Raw genomic sequence first — 17,987 nt, 5'->3', positions numbered from 1 at the left:
ATGAAAAAAGTTATTTCACGATTCACCGTCCTACTGTTGCTCACGTGTACTGCAGTCCATGGGCAAAATGCCAAAAAGCCAACCTTAATGGTCGTGCCAAGCGATGCTTGGTGCGTGCAACACGGGTACGTACAGCATTATGACAACCAAGGTATCGCTACGAAAGTGCCCGACTACACAAAAGCTTTTCAGGAAAATACCGACCTGTTGTTGGTCATTAGTAAAATAAATGGTCTGATGGCAGAACGGGAATTTCCGCTTATCAATTTGGAAACGGTACTCAAAGGACTTCAAAATTCGAGTGCACGAAATATAGTACGTACCTCAAGGGATACAGGTGCATCGATCAACGAATCGCCCCTCGACCAAATCGTAAAGACGGCCAAGGCCGATATCATTATCCAACTCACTTGGACGGAGAATAAACAGGGGCCTAAAAACTCCATCACCTATAACCTCCAGGGATTGGATTCCTATACGTTCAAGCAAGTCGCTACTGCGGCAGGTACAGGTAATCCCTCTTTCAGTACCGAACTACCGGTTCTATTGGAAGAGGCCGTCATTGAAAATATGGACGATTTCACCTATACCCTGCAACAACATTTTGAAGATATGTTCGATAAGGGCAGGGAGGTTACCCTTCAGATTCTGACGTGGGAAGATTGGAGCGGTGATCTCGACGACCTGAGCTTTGAAATTGAAGATTGGTTGGATGCCAACTGTGTGGAAGGACGTTTTTCGACCACGGATGTGACCAGTACCTATGCCCTCTTCGATCAGGTGAGAATGCCATTGTTCGACGATAATGGAAGAGCCTTGGCCGCACGAAACTTTTTTAGGGACCTGAGCAAAAAACTGAGTGGACCATCATATAACATCCCCAACAAACTGGAAACCGAGGGCCTGGGTAAGGTCACCCTAATACTTGGCAGCAGATAAATTTTATACTTATTATGAAAAACATCACATTTCTATTGGCTCTTTTCGTACTACTTTCTACCCGCGGACAAGAGGATAATAACGACATCTTATTGGGGGTATATATTCCAGAACAGGCCGAAAACCTTCCGGGTAACGCCCGAAACTTATTGCATACCAGAATGATTCAATTGGTCACGGCAAACGGTATTAGTGGAAATATTCTAAGGCCGCGCTTTTTCGTAGTTCCTAAAATTGCCGTGTTGGACAAGGAGGTGTTGGGTACCGCTCCCTCCCGAGTAGTACTGAACTTGGAAATGACCTTAATTATCGGGGATAACGAAACTGAAAAAGGAAATCTTTTTCATACAGAGTTTGTCAATTTAAAAGGGGTGGGGCAAAACGAGCAAAAGGCCTATATGGCCGCCATTAAAAGTATCGCCCCAAAAAACCCGAAACTAATTTCATTTTTGGAAAATGTAAAAAAGGAGATTATTACCTATTACGACCAACATTGCGAAGAGGTAAAGAAAAAGGCCTATGCCCTAAAAGCCCAGGATCAAACCGAAGATGCCGTGAAGATTATCGCCAATATTCCCATTTCAAGTGAATGCTACGCAAAGAACGAACACGATATCGGCATCTTTTACCAAAATTATTTAGACCAGAAATGTCGGCAGCAACTCAACGCCGCCAAAGCAGTTTGGTATGCCAACCAATCTCTTGCAGGGGCCAACGAAGCGGGTGAAATTTTGGCCAAAATTGAACCTCGTGCTTGGTGTAAAGACGAGTTAAAAGCTTTGTATATGGAAATTGCTGCGGGCGTTAAGGAGATTAGCGATAAGGAATGGGACCTAACCTATAAAGAGGTAGATGCCGACATTCAATCGACGGAATACGCCCGTGATGTGCTGCTCGAATACGCCAAGAACCGACCTCAACCCATTGTAAAATACAATGTAAACGGCTGGTATTAGAACGCAGGGTACCTCGAAATCCTAGACCCGGTACTTCAAGCATACCGAAATCCTATAAAGGTACTCGTTCAGCGTGATATGAGGGCCAGTTGTTTTCATTGCCGAAGTGTACCTTACCTATAGTATCATACTACCAAAATATGGAAACCTCCGTGTCTACCCAGATATGATGTAAGGAGTCATACTCACATACCTGCTCGTCGACTTTATATCACACTTCACCGAAAAACCCCATAATTTAAGAACTGTTACGGGTAACCGTACAAATTATTAGTAGGGTTCGATTAGGTTTGGTATTGAACTTATATAACATAACCAATCACTCTCAAAATGAAAAAAACAGTACTCCTCATTTCAAGTATTCTTTTAACCGTATCGGGTTGTTCAAAAGCAAAAGAAACCATTGATGCCCTTGATGGGCTCGCATGCATCGAAACGGCATCGAGGCTCAGCAATAACGATGATGATTTAAGCTGTTCCGAACTAGTGAAGGAACTAGAAAAACTGGAAAGGGATTGCAGGGCCTATCTCGACGATGATACGAGGGCGGATATTGCCTTGTTGAAAGCAAGTTGTACCGACAATTGAATAATTACAAACGATAACCTGGTAAAAAATGAAAAAAATTACTTCTTTAGTGGCCATGCTGCTCGGTCTCTGGGTAGCAACGAACGCACAAAATATTATTACCGTAGATAATGGGGAAGGCAGCAATGCCCAATTCAATAACTTACAGAGTGCTATATCCGCAGCCAGTTCCGGGGATATAATTCACATAATTCCTTCAGAAACAAATTATGGGGACATCACTATAGAAAAAAAATTAACCCTAATCGGTTTCGCACATAGTGACAAGAACAAAAGGACAATGGTCGATGGTATTACCCTGACTACAGGAGCCGATGATACTAGAATAACGGGTTTGGTAGTAACGGATAGCTACTATGTGAAAAACAACACGGTTCCCCTCACCGGTCTAATTGTAGAAAACTGTCTTCTAGAAGAACTTTATTTTGCCAATGCCGGGGCCGATGGTATTGTTATACGCGGCAATATTCTAAACTACGTCGGATTCTCAAGAACTACATCCCTTTATTCGAATGCTCTCATTACAAATAATCTCATCTTAAGGGAGGTGGTCGTTCTTAACTATCAATCGATTACGGTCAAGAACAATATTTTCTTGAACCCAGTGGGTAGTAGCCCTATATATAATTATTCAGCCACCAACGGAAGTGTTACGGTACAAAACAATATATTTTACTTCGACAGTAATTCTACCTTCGACCCAAATTTCGACGGGGTTAATTTTGAAAATTGCTTGGCATACAATAATGGATCCGGAAATGTCGCCTCTTTGAACGGTACCGACAACTTAAACAACCAAAACCCACTGTTCGTAGAAGACAATGACAATGCCACCTTTGAACCCGATATTGACGACTACCGCTTACAATCGAGTTCTCCCGCCTTAAATGCAGGTGTTAACGGAGAAGATATCGGTCTTTATGGGGGGGGAAGTTTCATCTTCAACAACCAAGGGTTCAGCAATGGTATTCCCACCGTAAGCATACAGGCTATTAGCACCACTGTGGAACCCGGGCAAAACCTGAATGTAATAATTAGCACTACAAACCACTAGTGGCATGAAAAAGATGCTCTTGCTCATTATTACGATGCTATCGTATAACTTTACGAGTGCCCAGACTATTGTGGCTACCGAGTATTTTTTCGATAGCGATCCTGGGGTCGGAAATGGAAATGCAATCACCGTCGACGCCAATTCGGGGAACGTTTTACAAACTTCATCGATTGCGACCGATGGTCTTTCGGAAGGTTTCCATAGCCTTTATGTCCGCTCTAGAACCATAAACGGTCAGTGGAGCCTTTATGATCGGACTATCTTTCTTATCCGTTCTTTTTCTGAGGTCACACAATCGATAAGCAAAGCAGAATACTTTTTTGATGCCGACCCAGGTGTAGGCAACGGCACTTCCCTGGCATTGAACACCAACACCGGCACCTTAAAAAGCGAGTTTACAATTCCCTTAACGGGGCTAGGCCCGGGCTTTCATAGCTTTTATATGAGAACCCAAAATGCCGAAGGTGCTTGGAGTCTTTATGATCGGACGATATTTTTTATCGGGGCCATCGCCGACAAAAATGAGCCGATAGCCTTCGCCGAATACTTTTTCGACACCGATCCCGGTCTGGGGAAAGGTACTGAAATAGCCCTCGATACCGACGACCAAAATTTTCAGCATCCGCTGCTTCTTCCCACTACCGATTTGGCAATCGGCGCACATACGGTATATATAAGGGTTCGTACAGCGAACGGCACATGGGGCCTCTATGATCAGAAGAACTTCAATATCTCTTCGGATGGGATCGATAATTCCATAACCGTAAACGACTTGACACTTACTGCAAACTTCAATAATACCGCTGCCATCTATCAATGGTTCGATTGTATCAATGATACTATCTTTGGCACAGCTACCTCCGGTCGTAGTTTTACCCCTTTGATCAGTGGCAGCTATGCCGTACGGATTACCCTGGGCCAAGAAACGGTTATCTCTCCTTGTACAGAAGTAACCGTTCTTAAAAACCCGAACGATGATGATGGTGACGGCATATTAAATGAAGTCGATAATTGTCCTTTTACTTTCAATACGGATCAAACCGATGCGGACAATAACGGAATAGGAGACATCTGTGAAAACGATACCGATAATGACGGCGTAAACGACGAGGTTGACAGTTGCCCACAAACACCTGTAGGAGCCGTCGTCGATCTCAATGGTTGTGAGATATTCTCCTTACCGGCCGATAACTTTATTGTGAAAACCGTAGGGGAATCATGTATCGCATCGAATGACGGAAGCATAGCCATTAGCACCGAAAATGCAATGGGGTACGTTGCCACGTTGAGCGGTAATTCAGGCAACATAATAAATAACTTTACGGATAGCACCTCTTTTGAAAACCTTTCCGCGGACGATTATGATCTCTGCATTACCGTTGAAGGTCAGTCCGACTACGAACTATGCTTTAATGTGACGATTCAGGAACCGGAAGCATTATCCGTCGCTTCGAAACTGAGTATCACGGGAAAAGAGATTACTTTGAACATGTCCGGGGCGCAAAGGTATGCAGTAGCTTTGAATGGCCAAACCTATCATACGGATCGTTCGGAAATCACCTTACCACTTACCGAAGCAGTCAATTCGTTATCCGTTTTTACGGATAAAGGGTGCCAAGGAACCTATGAAGAGCACATCGTACTTGCTTCGGATGCCATTGTATACCCTAACCCTGTTTCCGATGAACCGTTGACCGTGGTCATGGGTACTCCCCTCAAGAACGAATCAATAGAAGCTTCCATCTTTAACCCTGAAGGGGTACTGGAATTCGCGAAGCGTTTCAAAACCGCCACGGGTACGATTTCAATAGATGTTAGCAATCTAACCACAGGTGTGCACTTTTTACATCTCCGCTCAGGCTCGCGATGGTCAAACTATAAAATTGTAAAAAGATGAAAACGACCCATTTTTTTATCCCTTTACTATCGATGTTCATTATCTTTTCTTGTGGAAAAGACGATGGAGGTACTTCTGGGCCCCCAGCACCAACACCTACCCCAAAAGTACCCGAGGCTAGCACCCTATTATTTCCGGAGAATAACACCGAATGTAACGAAGGGTCTATAGTAAGTGTAACCGAAAGTGAAGTAACCTTCAATTGGAGTACCTCTGAAAATACGGATTCCTACACGATAACGGTTATCAATCTTTCGAGCAATACGGTTCAAACCGAGACGCTAAGGGGTACTGAAAAAATGTTTCGACTAATGCGCGGTACGCCCTATGAATGGTTTGTAGAATCGAGAAATGAAAGTGGAAATGTCAAGAGCATGAAATGGCGCTTTTTCAACGAAGGTCCAGGAATAGAAAATTATGCGCCTTTTCCACCGGAAGCAATTTCCCCAAAAAGAGGAAGTACCCTTGACCCTACAAGCGAGGTTACCCTGGAATGGAGTGCGAATGATGTCGACAATGACCTCAAGGAATTTGAAATTTATCTGGGAACAACAGCAAAAAATGTTACCTTATTGGCTACAGTTACGAAAAAAAGCCATGACATATCTGTGAAGCAGGCCACCGACTACTATTGGCGGGTGAGGGCAATCGATAACGAGGGCAATAGTGCAAACTCCGAAATCTTTGAATTCCGAATAAATTAAAACTACACATCACTTAAAACTATTTGAAACATGAAAAAACACAGTACTCTTTTCGCCATCTTATTTTTTACAATTACCACCTTGTCGGCCCAAGAGTTTCAAAAGGGAACAAACGTAATCAACGCCGGTATCGGTCTTGGAGGTGCCTATGGTAGTTATACCACCTCATCACAAAGTATAGGTTTAAGTGCCAGCTACGAAAGGGGCATTTGGGAGGTTCCCGGACCCGGAGTCGTAAGCCTCGGAGGTTTTCTCGGTTTTAAGACCTATGATTACGATTATGTAGGAGGAAGAGATCGTTGGCGCTATACCGTTATTGGAGTCCGCGGTGCTTACCATTACAACGGACTGAACGTTGAGAATCTCGACCTTTATGGTGGTGCCATGGTATCTTATCGAATTCTTTCATACAATGGATCAACAGGGAGTTATGGGAGTCGGCCTGGAGCCTCAGGTTTTGTAGGTGCACGCTGGTTCTTCACCGATGGCATAGCCGCTTTTGCCGAAGCAGGATATGGTTTTGCTTTTCTCTCGGTGGGGGTATCCTTTCGATTTTAGGGGCCTTGCCCTAGAGGAAGGATCGTTCAAGTAGATCGACCCTTTGTATGTGCTATTCTTAAATCATTTGAGTTGTTTGTTTAGCGTTGTCCGGGTCGATAAAGAATTGGCCCGGACAATACATTTTGTCATTGTTTCAAGGATAAGCTTACCTCAATACTTCTAATCGGACCCAAAAGTTCTTTTATCCTTTCCCATAGTTTTCAACAAGGAAAGTATGCGTCACCCCATTTAAAAAATGAATTTTTAGGTTGACGATGCATATCATTCGTTCGCGATCAATTTATCTACGATCTCATCGAGAAGCACTTTGTGGTCTGCAACCGCCAAAAGGCCGTCTTCCTGTAAGGCTAAAATATTCGCTGCGTCCGCCTTATCCATATCCGGATTAGAGTTGATCAATTTAGGTTGTATTCGATAATAATCGCCACAATCCTTTTTAGAAAGTGTCTCATAAATTTTCCGTAACTGAAAATCTACGGTTTCAGCATTGCCGCTCATCATGATATCAATAAGAGGTTTTATCCATTTAATGACCCCGGCGTCTTTGTATTCCTTATAGGTGTAGGGTCGCTTCACCGACCCTGTTCCAATGGATACCATTAGCATATCTTTTGCACTTGGCTTGTTCGGTTTGTCAGGGTCGTTCAGTACGGTGCCAAAATCGATACCACGTACTTCGGCATATGCGCATAAAGAAGGGTTGTTCGCAAAGACACCCCCATCGACCAACGCATAAGGGCTACCAAAAAGCGATTTGATGCGGGCCGCTTCAAAATAGGTGGGGGCGGCCGAAGTGGCCCGCGCCACATCCCTCATCAAAAAATCATAAACATTGCTATCGGCATCGGCGCTTGTAAAGAAGAAACTTTTACGATTACGAATGTCATAACTAGTAATCAAACAAGGTTTCAAGGCTTGACTAAGTTTGATCTCCTGCAGAAATTGGGCAAGTATGTTTTCAAGTTCAGATTCTGAATATTTCTCATCGATAAGACCGGCCAGGCTCTGCATCTGTTTTTGCAAAGAAAGGTCGAAGATATCATTCCCCAGATCAATATACATGCTAAGGGCATCCCGAGCCCCATATTTAAAATTGCCATGCCGATCGGGACAAAGATAGACCAATGACAAAATTCCACCGGTACTCGTACCTGCCATGAAATCAAAATATTGGCCGATTGTGGCATTTTGATTCCCTGTTTTCTTTTTGAGTTCATCTTCAAGATAGGAAAGAATGATACCAGGAATGATACCACGAATTCCTCCCCCGTCCAAAGATAAGATACGTATTTTCTTTTTTGCCTGCCCCATCCTCTAAAAATACGATTCCTTAAAATGAATCACAATGGAAACCATAAAAAAGACCGCGCTGCAAGGGCAACGCGGTCTTCAGGCTTGGGGCAAAATCCTTACTGTTGTCAGTTCCAACCCCCACCCAAGGCCCTGTACATGTGCACTCGGGCCATGAGTTGATCTCTTTTGGTTTCGACAAGTTCCATTTTAGATTCCAACGCTTCCCTCTGGGTAAACAAAACTTCGATATACTCGATACGTGCCGATTGAAACAAGCGTGTAGAAAGGTCTATCGATTCGGTAAGAGCGTCCACCTGCTTCACTTTCAACCCATAACTGTTTTTGAGGTTTTCGATATTCGAAAGTTGGTTGGCCACTTCGATATATCCGTTTAAAATGGCCTTTTCATATTCATAGACAGCCGCAACCTGTCTCGCATTGGCCGTGTTGTACTCTGCCTTGATCGCGTTTCTATTGATCAAAGGGCCGACAATATCACCTACCGCAGAATATAATAGGGATGCCGGCGTCTCGGTCAAGTATTTCGGGTTGAATGCCTGTAGACCTACTCCGGCCTTGATACCGAATGAGGGATAAAAATTGGCCCTGGCCACTTTTACGTCCAATTTACTGGCGGCCAGCTCATATTCGGCACGTCGTATATCCGGACGGTTTTGCAACAATTGGGCCGGTATACCCGCATATATCGTATCTACTACACTTTCAAAAAAATTATTCGATACCCGCGCTATGGGCCTAGGCGTTCTTCCTACCAAAAAATTAAGTTTGTTCTCGGTCTCTACAATTTGCTGCCTTACCTCGAATTTATGGCTTTGGTTTTTCGCCACTTCCGCCTCGAACCTTCGTACGGCAAGTTCGTTCGCACGGGCCGCTTGTTTTTGGATGCGAACCATTTTTAATGCATTTTCCTGAATTTTCAGGTTTTGCTCTATTAGTGCGAGCTGATTATCCAAGGCCAAAAGTTCATAATATGAATCGGCTATTTCGGAAATCAGGTTGGTCTCCATAAAGTTTTTACCCTCGACAGAGGACAAATATTCAAATACGGCGGCCTTCTTTGAATTACGCAGCTTCTTCCACACATCGAGTTCCCACGAGGCAACCAACCCTAATGAATAATCCGTTAAGGGTTCGGGAAATTCCTTGTCTTCCATGATATCAAGATTCTTCTCCACTGCCCCGTTTCGGGTATACTCACCCACTTTTTCTACCTCTGCACCAGCCTGAAAGCCTACAAAGGGGAGGTATTCTCCCTTTCTGGCCCTAATTTCATTTTGGGCCACCTCGATTCGCTGCAACATCACATTCAATTCTTGATTGTTGACAAGTGCGGTATCGATAAGCGAAACTAGATAGGGGTCAGAGAAAAAATCACGCCATTTCAGACTGGCCGTGTTCATGGTATCTACCGAAACGGCTCCATGATATGCATCGGGCAACGACTTATTTTCTTCCTTTAGCGTTTTGGACGGCACACAGGAATACACCGCAAGTATGGAGATCAGGCCCAGCAAACGAACCCTATGTCGCCCTACACCAGCTATTATATTAAGATTCATCATTATTTCTTTTCGTTAGTTTTTTCAAAAGTTTTTTGATTTCACGCAACCTCGCCCTTGTTTTACTTTCAGATTCACTGATTCTAAACAACTCTTCGGACATCGGCTCGTGATGTTCATCTTTGATCAGACTCTTGCCTTCCGCCATTTTAGCGAAAACATAATACAGACCGGGTATGACCAAGACACCGAAAATGGTACCAATGAGCATGCCCCCTAAGGCCGAACCTCCTATGGTACGGTTACCTATGGCACCTGCGCCTGTTGCGACCACCAAGGGAATGAGACCTGCAATAAAGGCGAACGAGGTCATCAAAATCGGTCTAAATCTCATCTTGGAACCTTCAATGGCAGCTTCGAGTACCGAAGCCCCCTCGCGGTGCTTTTGTACGGCAAATTCTACAATCAATACGGCGTTCTTACCCAGAAGCCCCACTAACATGATGACCCCAATTTGGGCATAAACATCATTTGATAGCCCCATCAATTTTAAGAGGGCGAAAGAACCGAAGACCCCTACCGGTAATGAAAGTATTACGGCCAAGGGCAACAAGAAACTTTCGTACTGGGCCGCAAGCACGAGGTACACAAAAATGAGCACCACGATAAAGATGACCAATGATTCGTTACCTCGCTGCGCCTCGTCATAGGATAGCCCTTCCCAAGCGATATCATACCCTCTGGGCAGGGTTCTTTCCGCAACCTCTTGAATGGCTTTGATGGCATCCCCACTTGTAAAACCAGAGGCAGGAAGGCCTCGGATCGCAGCCGAGTTGTACAGATTATACCGGGTAATCTCATTAGGACCCAATTGCTTTTCCATGGTCATGAATGCCGAATAGGGCACCATCTCACCTTCTTCGTTCTTGACAAAAAGTTTCTCAAGATCGGATGGCATACCCCGATATTCGGGAGCCGATTGAGTGTATACTTTAAAAAAGCGTCCGAACCGTATGAAACCTTGTTCGTAGGTACTACCGATCAATATATTCAGGTTCTCCATAGCCTTACCAATAGATACCCCTTTCTGCATCGCAATTTTATTATTGATTTTCAACTTGTACTGCGGGTAATTCGCCGCAAAAAAGGTAAAGAGTCCCGCCAGTTCCTCACGCTCTCTGAGGGCATCCATAAATTCATTGTTGATGCGCTCGAACTCGTGGTAGTCGGTACCATTGGTCTTGTCGAGCAAACGCATGGCAAACCCTCCGGAAGAACCGAAACCGGGAACTGCAGGAGGTTCAAAATATTCGATGACCGCCCCGAGATCTTTCGTTTCCTCTTCCAATTCTTCCATGATTTCATGAACCGAATGATGTCGCTCAGACCAAGGCTTGAGATTGATCAAACAGGTACCGGCATTCGAACCACGACCTTCGGTCATAATTTCGTACCCGGCCAAAGAAGATACCGATTCGACACCTTCCGTTTCCTCACAGATCTTCTGCAGTTTGTGGGCCACTTCATTGGTTCGCTCCAAAGTAGCTCCGGGAGGGGTCTGAATAATGGCATAGATCATCCCTTGGTCTTCATTCGGAATGAAGCCCGCCGGCAATACTTGGTTGGTAAGGAAAATACCTGCACAGAAAGCCAAGAGTAGGCCGAACGTAACCGCTCTTCTTGCTACTATTTTATTAAGCACTCCTACATACCTTCCGGTCAGTTTTTCGAAGCCCCTGTTGAACCAATCGATAAATTTGTCTATAGGAGACCTTCTCCTTTGCTTCCCGTGATTGTTTTTCAACATCATCGCGCAAAGTACAGGGGTCAAGGTCAATGCGACTACTGCAGAGATTACGATCGATCCCGCCATCGTTATTGAAAATTGGCGGTAGAAAACACCGACTGGCCCTGTCATAAAAGATATCGGAATAAACACCGAAGTCATCACTAGCGTAATGGCGATAATAGCCCCTCCGATCTCTTCCAAAACGGCGGCTGAAGCTTTGTACGGGGTCAGGTTTTCTTCCTCCATCTTTACATGAACGGCTTCCACCACCACAATTGCATTATCGACCACGATACCAATAGCCAAAACCAAGGCAAAAAGAGTAATCAGGTTGATCGAGAGCCCGAAAAGTTGCATTACAAAGAACGCCCCGATCAAAGACACGGGTACCGCTATGATCGGAATCAGTGTCGAACGCCAATCCCCTAAAAACAAGAAGACGACAATAGCTACTAGAATAAAGGCATCCCGAAGAGTATGAAGCACTTGCTCTATCGAGGCGTCCAAAAAGTTAGAGACATCATAACTGATTTTGTAATCGATTCCAGGAGGCATATCTTCCTCCAATTCTTGAAGCTTTTCCTTAACGGACTTGATAACATCACTACCATTACTACCAAAAGTCTGCTTCAGGACGATAGATGCAGAAGGCTTACCATCGAGGTTGGAATAGATATCGAAGAACTCACTGCCCAATTCGACATCTGCCAAATCTCCAAGTTTCAAGATTTCCCCTTCTTCATTGGCCTTTATAATAATGTCTTTGTACTGTTCAGGTTCACTGTATCGGTCTTCATAGACCAGTACGTATTCAAGGGACTGGGCCTTCTTTCCTGAACTTCGCCCCAATCTACCCGGCCTTGCCAGAATACTTTGATCCTCCATAGCTTCCAATATCTCCTCAGCGGAGACATTATAGGCTCGCATACGATCGGGTTTCAACCAGACCCGCATAGCAAACTTTCGACTACCCAGAATTTGTGCACTGGCAATTCCGTCAATACGCTGTATTTCAGGAATCATCTTCGTGTACGCATAGTTATAGAGAAATTTCTCATCATTATCCTTATCATCGCTGAATAAGTTTACGTACATCAACATGCTGGGTTGAACGGGCGTGATAATAACACCTTCGCGCTGTACCAGCTCCGGCAGTAAGGGCATGACCTGGTCTACCCGAGTCTTTACACGAACTACGGCTTGATTGGGATCGGTGCCCGGTTCGAAAATAACCCTTAGGGTTCCTTCACCGGCACTCGTAGCATCGGAGGCGATATAACGCATTCCCTGCACCCCGTTTATAGAGGTTTCCAAGGGAATTAAGGTCGATTTCACCAATACATCGGCACTAGATCCAGGATAGGCAATAAATATATTGACCGTCGTGGGTGCAATTTGGGGAAACTGTGATATTGGCAACTGATTAATGGCCAGTATTCCCGTAAAAACGATAATTACGGAAATAACAATCGCTAGAACGGGTCTGTGTATAAATTTTTTGAACATCTTTTTTGAAGATTTTGGGATTAGATTACTCGGTGTACAACTCTAAACTCGCTAAAACCGATTCCGGCTTTTCAAAGGTGTAGTGAATCTCTTCCCCGTTCTTCACCATACGGATGCCTTCCAATAATACCTTGTCATTTTCCGACAGGCCTTTTGTTACCTCAAAAAGATGGGGCAGCTCGGCACCCACCGTAATTTCGCGTTGAGATACCTTATTCTCCTCGTCGATTACAAAAACAAATTTTTTGTCCAATACTTCAAAAGTTGCCTTCTGAGGTAAAAGCAATGCATTTTTCAAGGGTACTTTCATAAGAATGCTCCCCGTTTCGCCATGACGAAGAATACCATCTGGATTGGGGAATGTAGCCCTAAAAGCAATGTTCCCTGTCTCATTGTTAAATTCGGCCTGAATAGTTTCTACAATACCCTTTTGATTGAAGGGCTTATTATTGGCCATCAGTAGTTGCACTTCCTTCTTACTATCTTTATCCTTGCTGATAATATAATCTAGATATTCAGCTTCGGGTACGTTAAAGTAAACCCACATTTTGCTATTGTCGGAAAGGGTCGTTAATAGTTCTCCTTCATCCAAAAGACTGCCTTCCCGAACCTCTAAATGGTCCATAATACCATCGAATGGGGCCCTTACATCGGTAAAACCCAAATGCGTCTCGGCCAAGGCGACCTCTGCCTTTGCTTTGTCGAGCGTGGCCTTGGCCATCGCTAGTTCGTTTTGCGACACCACGTTACCCTCGGCCAGTAGTTGGGTATTCTGCAGCTCGATTTCCGCCACTCTTGCCTCTGCTTTTGCCTTTTGAAGATCTGCCTGATAGACGTTGGGCATGATGTAGAACATTCTCTGGCCTTTTTTGACGAACTGGCCTTCATCTACATAGATGTTCTGTAAATAACCCTTTTCCAAGGCCCTTAATTCTATATGCCGAATGGAATGTATTTGACAAACATAGTCTTTGGTAATAGAAGTATCTTTTCGTACAGGGCTGCTGACAAGATAGTTGGTTTCTTCTTTGTGCCCTTCTTTTTTAGTTTGGCAGCTCGCTAGGCCAAGTAGTACACATAGGCCTATAAACATGGGAATTGTCCTCATAGTTTTATAAAAAATTAAAATTGGTTTGAATGGAATGAATAGTATGTGAAGCCATTATTACTAGAACTTGGCCATACCCATAACTTGAAATAACACTAAGGAAATGAATGAAATAGACTTAAGATTCGCCTATTTCAAAAAGGGTATCAAATCCGGAGGACCTGAAACCTAACATAGCGCCGAAAGGGCGCTTTAAGGATATAAGGCTTAAGCCGCCTTAAATTTTGTTGTAGTATACTAAGGAGTTCCGCACAGAGTTGCACATAAAAAAAGACGGTCAAAAAACCTCCTAATTCTATTTTCTTCGAGGCAAGTTCAACTTTTTCATTACCGTTGGCCTCTTCTTCCGCCTCTGTAAATTCAGCTAAAAGTCTGGAACGAAAATCGATTTCCGATAGCCCACCTTCAAACATGTCGTTTCCTTTGGTTGTCGGACTAAAGGTGTCGAATGAGGAATTTAAGGTTGTTGGAGTATCACTGTAGGAAGACGAATGTGCATATACTCCTTGGCATCCACTTATTAAAAGGACAAGGATGAGAAGGGAATATTTTAAAAATGCATTTTTCATTCGGTGGCCAAAATTATGTCAAGTCGCACTTGTCCACAAGTGCGCACTGTTAAAAAAAGTTAAAAAATAAAATCGAACCCAAGTATATTCAAACGAGATTCATAAAAAAAGTTCACTCCATTGAAAATACGTATAACGTGCCGCTACTATTATTATTTTGGACCGACCTACGAAGTTTTTTGCAAAACATTATATGAAAAACCGTAAATTCATGGGATTCCATCCACTGAATTGCCAGGAATTTAAAAAATATATTTGGCCCACATGATGACCCGACCCTCTAAAAAATCATTAGTTTCCAAGTTCCTAAATTTTAGTATCCTACCCAATTTCATGATGCACTTGGTGCTGCTCTTATGTTTGGGCTGTCAGCAAATCGATAAAAAAGAAACATGGAGGTATGAGGTCGACTTAGGAAATGAGATGGCCACCGGAAACCTGAAATTTGAGAAGGATGGCGGATCGTATCAGGGCACCCTACTTTCTTTTCAATGGGGCACCATCGATTTAGGAGAAGTTATCTTCGATAAAGACAGTCTCAACGCTACTTTCAAACTTTTTGGCAAGAAGGCCTTTCTTCAAGGGAAAATCTCCGAACCAAATCTAAAAGGCTTGCTTGTTATAGGTGATCAAAAACACCCTTTCACTGCGGTATCTCAATCGACCCTTTCAACAAAAATAGATCGCTCTTCGTTGAATTATGTATTGAGTGATAAAGATTTGCCCGACTCCGAATCGAATATCGACCACGCCGGCATTATAGCCCGTGAGGATCGTGAGGCACTGAAACGTGGTGAACGTATTTACAGTTCGAATTGTGTCAATTGTCATGGCACCCAAGAGGTTGAAGGTTCCATACCGGCTTCCCTGAAATTTTGGGAACAGCCCTTTAAAGCCGGTAATGATGCCTACTCTATGTACCAAACCATTACCAAAGGCTATGGTATGATGCCTCCCCAACCACAATTGACCCCACAAGAAAAGTACGATGTCATTACCTATATTCGAGAAAATTATGTCAGAAAGAACCCAACGGTCGAGTTGGTCGAAAACTCGCCCGGGTATTTGGCCGGTCTGCCCAAAGGGACATCTCAAGGACCCGAAACCAAGCCTTATCAACCTTGGGCCGATATGGACTATGGTAATTTTTTAATCAACACTTACGAACTGGCAGATGAGAAAACAGGTATCCCAAGGTACCATTCTCCAGGTCCGTCTCCCTACCCCGATGAAAACTATCTCAAGAATAACTTTGCATATAAAGGAATCGCCATTCGATTGGATAACGGTGAAGGGGGCATTTCAAAGGGCAAGGCATGGATGATCTTTGATCATGACCTCATGCGCGTCGCAGGTGGATGGACGGGTAAAGGATTCATTGACTGGAACGGTATTTTACTGAATGACAAGCACGAAACCTATCCAAGAACGATAGGAGAGCTTCATTTTGAGACTCCGGTGGGCCCAGGTTGGGCGAATCCAAGTTCTGGATCTTTCGAAGACCCACGATTTAGAGCCAGGGACGGGCGTGCTTTTGGACCTTTACCCAAATCATGGGCCAACTATAAGGGCCTTTATCATTTTGAAAATCATATGATATTGTCGTATACCGTAGGTCGGTCTTCGATACTCGAAGAGTTGGGGCTAACTATGGTCAAAGACCAACCTATATTTATAAGAACCTTAAATATCGACCCTTCTACTTCAAAATTAAAAATGCGTGTAGCTCCTTTATCAAAAAAGGTAGCCCTTAAAGGCGATGGTGCCCATTTGGAAAAAGAGGATGGCTTTCACATGCTTATTGTTGATTCATCAAAGACATCACGAATCAAACTTTTTATAGCCAACGATACTTTCGATCACCTATCTGATGCCATCGATAGCCAGAACGATCCCGAGGATTTAAGAAAATATACCACAACAGGGGGGGTGCCCCATTATCCGGAGAAGCTTAAAAGCACTATTACCATAGGCACCGATACCGGCCCGTTTGCAGTGGACCAATTAACACCGCCTTTTGATAATCCGTGGGCTTCCCGAATGAAGCTCAGCGGCATAGATTTTTTGGAAAATCCCGACGAAGCCGTTTTATGTACTACGGACGGTGATGTTTGGATGGTAAAAGGACTTATGAACAACACTGGGGCCCTCACATGGCAACGTATAGGCTCAGGTCTTTTTCAACCGTTAGGCATTAAGGTCGTTGAGAACAACATCTATGTAATCTGTAGAGATCAATTGGTACGACTGCACGATTTTAACGGTGACAAGGAAACCGATTTTTATGAAAGCTTCAATCATGACCATCAGGTTACCGATCACTTTCATGAGTTTGCTATGGGGCTACAGGCAGATAAAGCTGGTAATTTATATTATGCGAAAAGTGGCAGACATGCGCGTGAAGCCCTTGTGCCGCAGCACGGCACTTTACTAAAGGTCAGTAAAGATGGATCGACTACTGAAATCATTGCCAAAGGCTTTCGTGCGGCCAATGGGGTTTGTATCAATCCTGATGGTAGCTTTTTTGTCACAGATCAGCAAGGGTTCTGGAATCCTATGAATCGAATCAATTGGGTGAAGGGCAAAGGCAAGTTTTATGGTAATATGTGGGGGTATAACCCTCCAAAGGATAGTACCGCAACGGGAATGCAGCCTCCCTTGGCCTGGGTAGATATGGAGTTCGACCGATCCCCATCGGAGTTGGTCTGGGTAAAAAGTGAGAAATGGGGACCTTTAAACGGTGCACTCCTCAGTCTTTCCTATGGCTATGGAAAAATTCAATTGGTACTCCACGAAAAAATAGGCAATACGATGCAAGGCGGGGTTATTGATTTACCTGGAATTAAGTTTCTAACCGGTGTGATGCGGGGGCGTTTCAATCCGGCAGACGGCCAACTCTATGCTTGTGGTATGTCGGCATGGGGAACCAATCAAATGCTTAGGGGCGGAGGATTCTACCGAATTCGATATACCGGCAAACCATTGACCGTTCCAACATCCTTGGAGATAACACCAGAAACCGTGACCTTAAAATTTGCGCCTAAAATAAATGCTTCCGCGGTTAGGGACCTATCTAATTTTGAAATCAAAACCTGGAGACTGATCAGAAGTAGTGCCTATGGTTCAGATCGCTACGATATAAAAAAACTGAAAATATCGAAAGCGACCCTGACATCGGATGGGCATCTCTTATCCCTACGTATACAAGACTTGCAACCCACCGATGTAATGACTATCAAGTATTCGCTTTTAGATCATCAAGGAAATCCTATAACAGGTACCTTGCAGAACACCATTCACACCCTAGGTAATAGGTAATCATAGGTTTTGAAGGTAGTTAAATGGTGCTTATACCATTACGAACAGATAAAATCTACCTATTTATCGATTAATCGCGAACTCAATATTTGGCAAATGGACTTCATTTTCCGATGAAACTACCGGTCGAAGCCACTTAACGCATAGGTGTTCCTTTAAACGATTTGTTTGATAAAACCAATGAA

The 17,987-nt window shown here is 43.9% G+C and carries 13 protein-coding genes; 8 read left to right on the top strand and 5 right to left on the bottom strand.

Going from position 1 to position 17,987, the window contains the following annotated elements; translation table 11 throughout:
• The 7 genes from F2B13_RS09960 (at position 1) to F2B13_RS09930 (ending at position 6,696) form a co-directional block, all read left to right on the top strand.
• Complete coding sequence (locus tag F2B13_RS09960; RefSeq protein WP_149274932.1) at positions 1 to 939, top strand: DUF6175 family protein; 939 nt, start codon at positions 1 to 3, stop codon at positions 937 to 939.
• 14 nt (positions 940 to 953) lie between these two features.
• Positions 954 to 1,895, top strand: a complete 942-nt coding sequence (locus tag F2B13_RS09955) for a hypothetical protein (protein WP_149274931.1) — start codon at positions 954 to 956, stop codon at positions 1,893 to 1,895.
• Positions 1,896 to 2,225: 330 nt separating this feature from the next.
• Positions 2,226 to 2,483: a hypothetical protein gene (locus tag F2B13_RS09950; protein ID WP_149274930.1), complete on the top strand. Its 258-nt coding sequence runs from the start codon at positions 2,226 to 2,228 to the stop codon at positions 2,481 to 2,483.
• Positions 2,484 to 2,511: 28 nt separating this feature from the next.
• Positions 2,512 to 3,537, top strand: coding sequence for a right-handed parallel beta-helix repeat-containing protein (locus F2B13_RS09945; RefSeq protein ID WP_149274929.1), 1,026 nt, complete (start codon positions 2,512 to 2,514; stop codon positions 3,535 to 3,537).
• A 4-nt stretch (positions 3,538 to 3,541) separates the two neighbouring features.
• Entirely contained in the window at positions 3,542 to 5,434 is a 1,893-nt protein-coding gene (locus F2B13_RS09940; RefSeq protein WP_149274928.1) for a thrombospondin type 3 repeat-containing protein, read from the top strand.
• Entirely contained in the window at positions 5,431 to 6,138 is a 708-nt protein-coding gene (locus F2B13_RS09935) for a hypothetical protein (RefSeq protein WP_149274927.1), read from the top strand. The genes F2B13_RS09940 and F2B13_RS09935 overlap by 4 nt, the downstream gene beginning before the upstream one ends.
• Positions 6,139 to 6,168: 30 nt before the next feature.
• Positions 6,169 to 6,696 (top strand): hypothetical protein, encoded by a 528-nt coding sequence (locus tag F2B13_RS09930; RefSeq protein ID WP_149304087.1) that lies wholly within the window; start codon positions 6,169 to 6,171, stop codon positions 6,694 to 6,696.
• A gap of 264 nt (positions 6,697 to 6,960) precedes the next feature.
• On the opposite strand, the gene F2B13_RS09925 is transcribed toward F2B13_RS09930, so the two are convergent.
• The 5 genes from F2B13_RS09925 to F2B13_RS09905 all read right to left on the bottom strand — a co-directional run bounded on the left by F2B13_RS09925 (position 6,961) and on the right by F2B13_RS09905 (position 14,484).
• Entirely contained in the window at positions 6,961 to 8,010 is a 1,050-nt protein-coding gene (locus F2B13_RS09925) for a patatin-like phospholipase family protein (protein ID WP_149274925.1), read from the bottom strand.
• A 107-nt stretch (positions 8,011 to 8,117) separates the two neighbouring features.
• Entirely contained in the window at positions 8,118 to 9,572 is a 1,455-nt protein-coding gene (locus F2B13_RS09920; protein ID WP_149275450.1) for a TolC family protein, read from the bottom strand.
• Positions 9,562 to 12,807 carry an efflux RND transporter permease subunit gene (locus F2B13_RS09915; RefSeq protein WP_149274924.1) on the bottom strand — a complete coding sequence of 1,082 codons (3,246 nt, stop codon included), beginning with the start codon at positions 12,805 to 12,807 and terminating at the stop codon, positions 9,562 to 9,564. Before F2B13_RS09915 ends, F2B13_RS09920 begins: the two co-directional genes overlap by 11 nt.
• A gap of 25 nt (positions 12,808 to 12,832) precedes the next feature.
• Complete coding sequence (locus F2B13_RS09910; protein WP_149274923.1) at positions 12,833 to 13,915, bottom strand: efflux RND transporter periplasmic adaptor subunit; 1,083 nt, start codon at positions 13,913 to 13,915, stop codon at positions 12,833 to 12,835.
• 146 nt (positions 13,916 to 14,061) lie between these two features.
• On the bottom strand, positions 14,062 to 14,484 hold the full coding sequence (locus tag F2B13_RS09905; protein ID WP_149274922.1) for a hypothetical protein: 423 nt from the start codon (positions 14,482 to 14,484) through the stop codon (positions 14,062 to 14,064).
• A 333-nt stretch (positions 14,485 to 14,817) separates the two neighbouring features.
• Here F2B13_RS09905 and F2B13_RS09900 point away from each other — a divergent pair, with 333 nt between their 5' ends.
• A complete protein-coding gene (locus F2B13_RS09900) occupies positions 14,818 to 17,802 on the top strand; it encodes a DUF6797 domain-containing protein (protein WP_149274921.1) in 2,985 nt (994 codons plus the stop codon).
• Positions 17,803 to 17,987 lie beyond the last annotated feature (185 nt).

Origin of the sequence: Pareuzebyella sediminis (assembly GCF_008367235.1) — a bacterium.
Classification (GTDB): Bacteria; Bacteroidota; Bacteroidia; order Flavobacteriales; family Flavobacteriaceae; genus Pareuzebyella; species Pareuzebyella sediminis.
Note: the sequence above shows the minus strand (reverse complement) of the source record. Positions and strands in the feature narration are given on the sequence as shown.

Coding starts and splice junctions, on each gene's coding strand:
- F2B13_RS09920 (WP_149275450.1), bottom strand. CDS start 9,572: ATGAATCTTAATATAATAGCTGGTGTAGGGCGACATAGGGTTCGTTTG.
- F2B13_RS09960 (WP_149274932.1), top strand. CDS start 1: ATGAAAAAAGTTATTTCACGATTCACCGTCCTACTGTTGCTCACGTGT.
- F2B13_RS09900 (WP_149274921.1), top strand. CDS start 14,818: ATGATGCACTTGGTGCTGCTCTTATGTTTGGGCTGTCAGCAAATCGAT.
- F2B13_RS09945 (WP_149274929.1), top strand. CDS start 2,512: ATGAAAAAAATTACTTCTTTAGTGGCCATGCTGCTCGGTCTCTGGGTA.
- F2B13_RS09905 (WP_149274922.1), bottom strand. CDS start 14,484: ATGAAAAATGCATTTTTAAAATATTCCCTTCTCATCCTTGTCCTTTTA.
- F2B13_RS09925 (WP_149274925.1), bottom strand. CDS start 8,010: ATGGGGCAGGCAAAAAAGAAAATACGTATCTTATCTTTGGACGGGGGA.
- F2B13_RS09950 (WP_149274930.1), top strand. CDS start 2,226: ATGAAAAAAACAGTACTCCTCATTTCAAGTATTCTTTTAACCGTATCG.
- F2B13_RS09930 (WP_149304087.1), top strand. CDS start 6,169: ATGAAAAAACACAGTACTCTTTTCGCCATCTTATTTTTTACAATTACC.
- F2B13_RS09935 (WP_149274927.1), top strand. CDS start 5,431: ATGAAAACGACCCATTTTTTTATCCCTTTACTATCGATGTTCATTATC.
- F2B13_RS09955 (WP_149274931.1), top strand. CDS start 954: ATGAAAAACATCACATTTCTATTGGCTCTTTTCGTACTACTTTCTACC.
- F2B13_RS09915 (WP_149274924.1), bottom strand. CDS start 12,807: ATGTTCAAAAAATTTATACACAGACCCGTTCTAGCGATTGTTATTTCC.
- F2B13_RS09940 (WP_149274928.1), top strand. CDS start 3,542: ATGAAAAAGATGCTCTTGCTCATTATTACGATGCTATCGTATAACTTT.
- F2B13_RS09910 (WP_149274923.1), bottom strand. CDS start 13,915: ATGAGGACAATTCCCATGTTTATAGGCCTATGTGTACTACTTGGCCTA.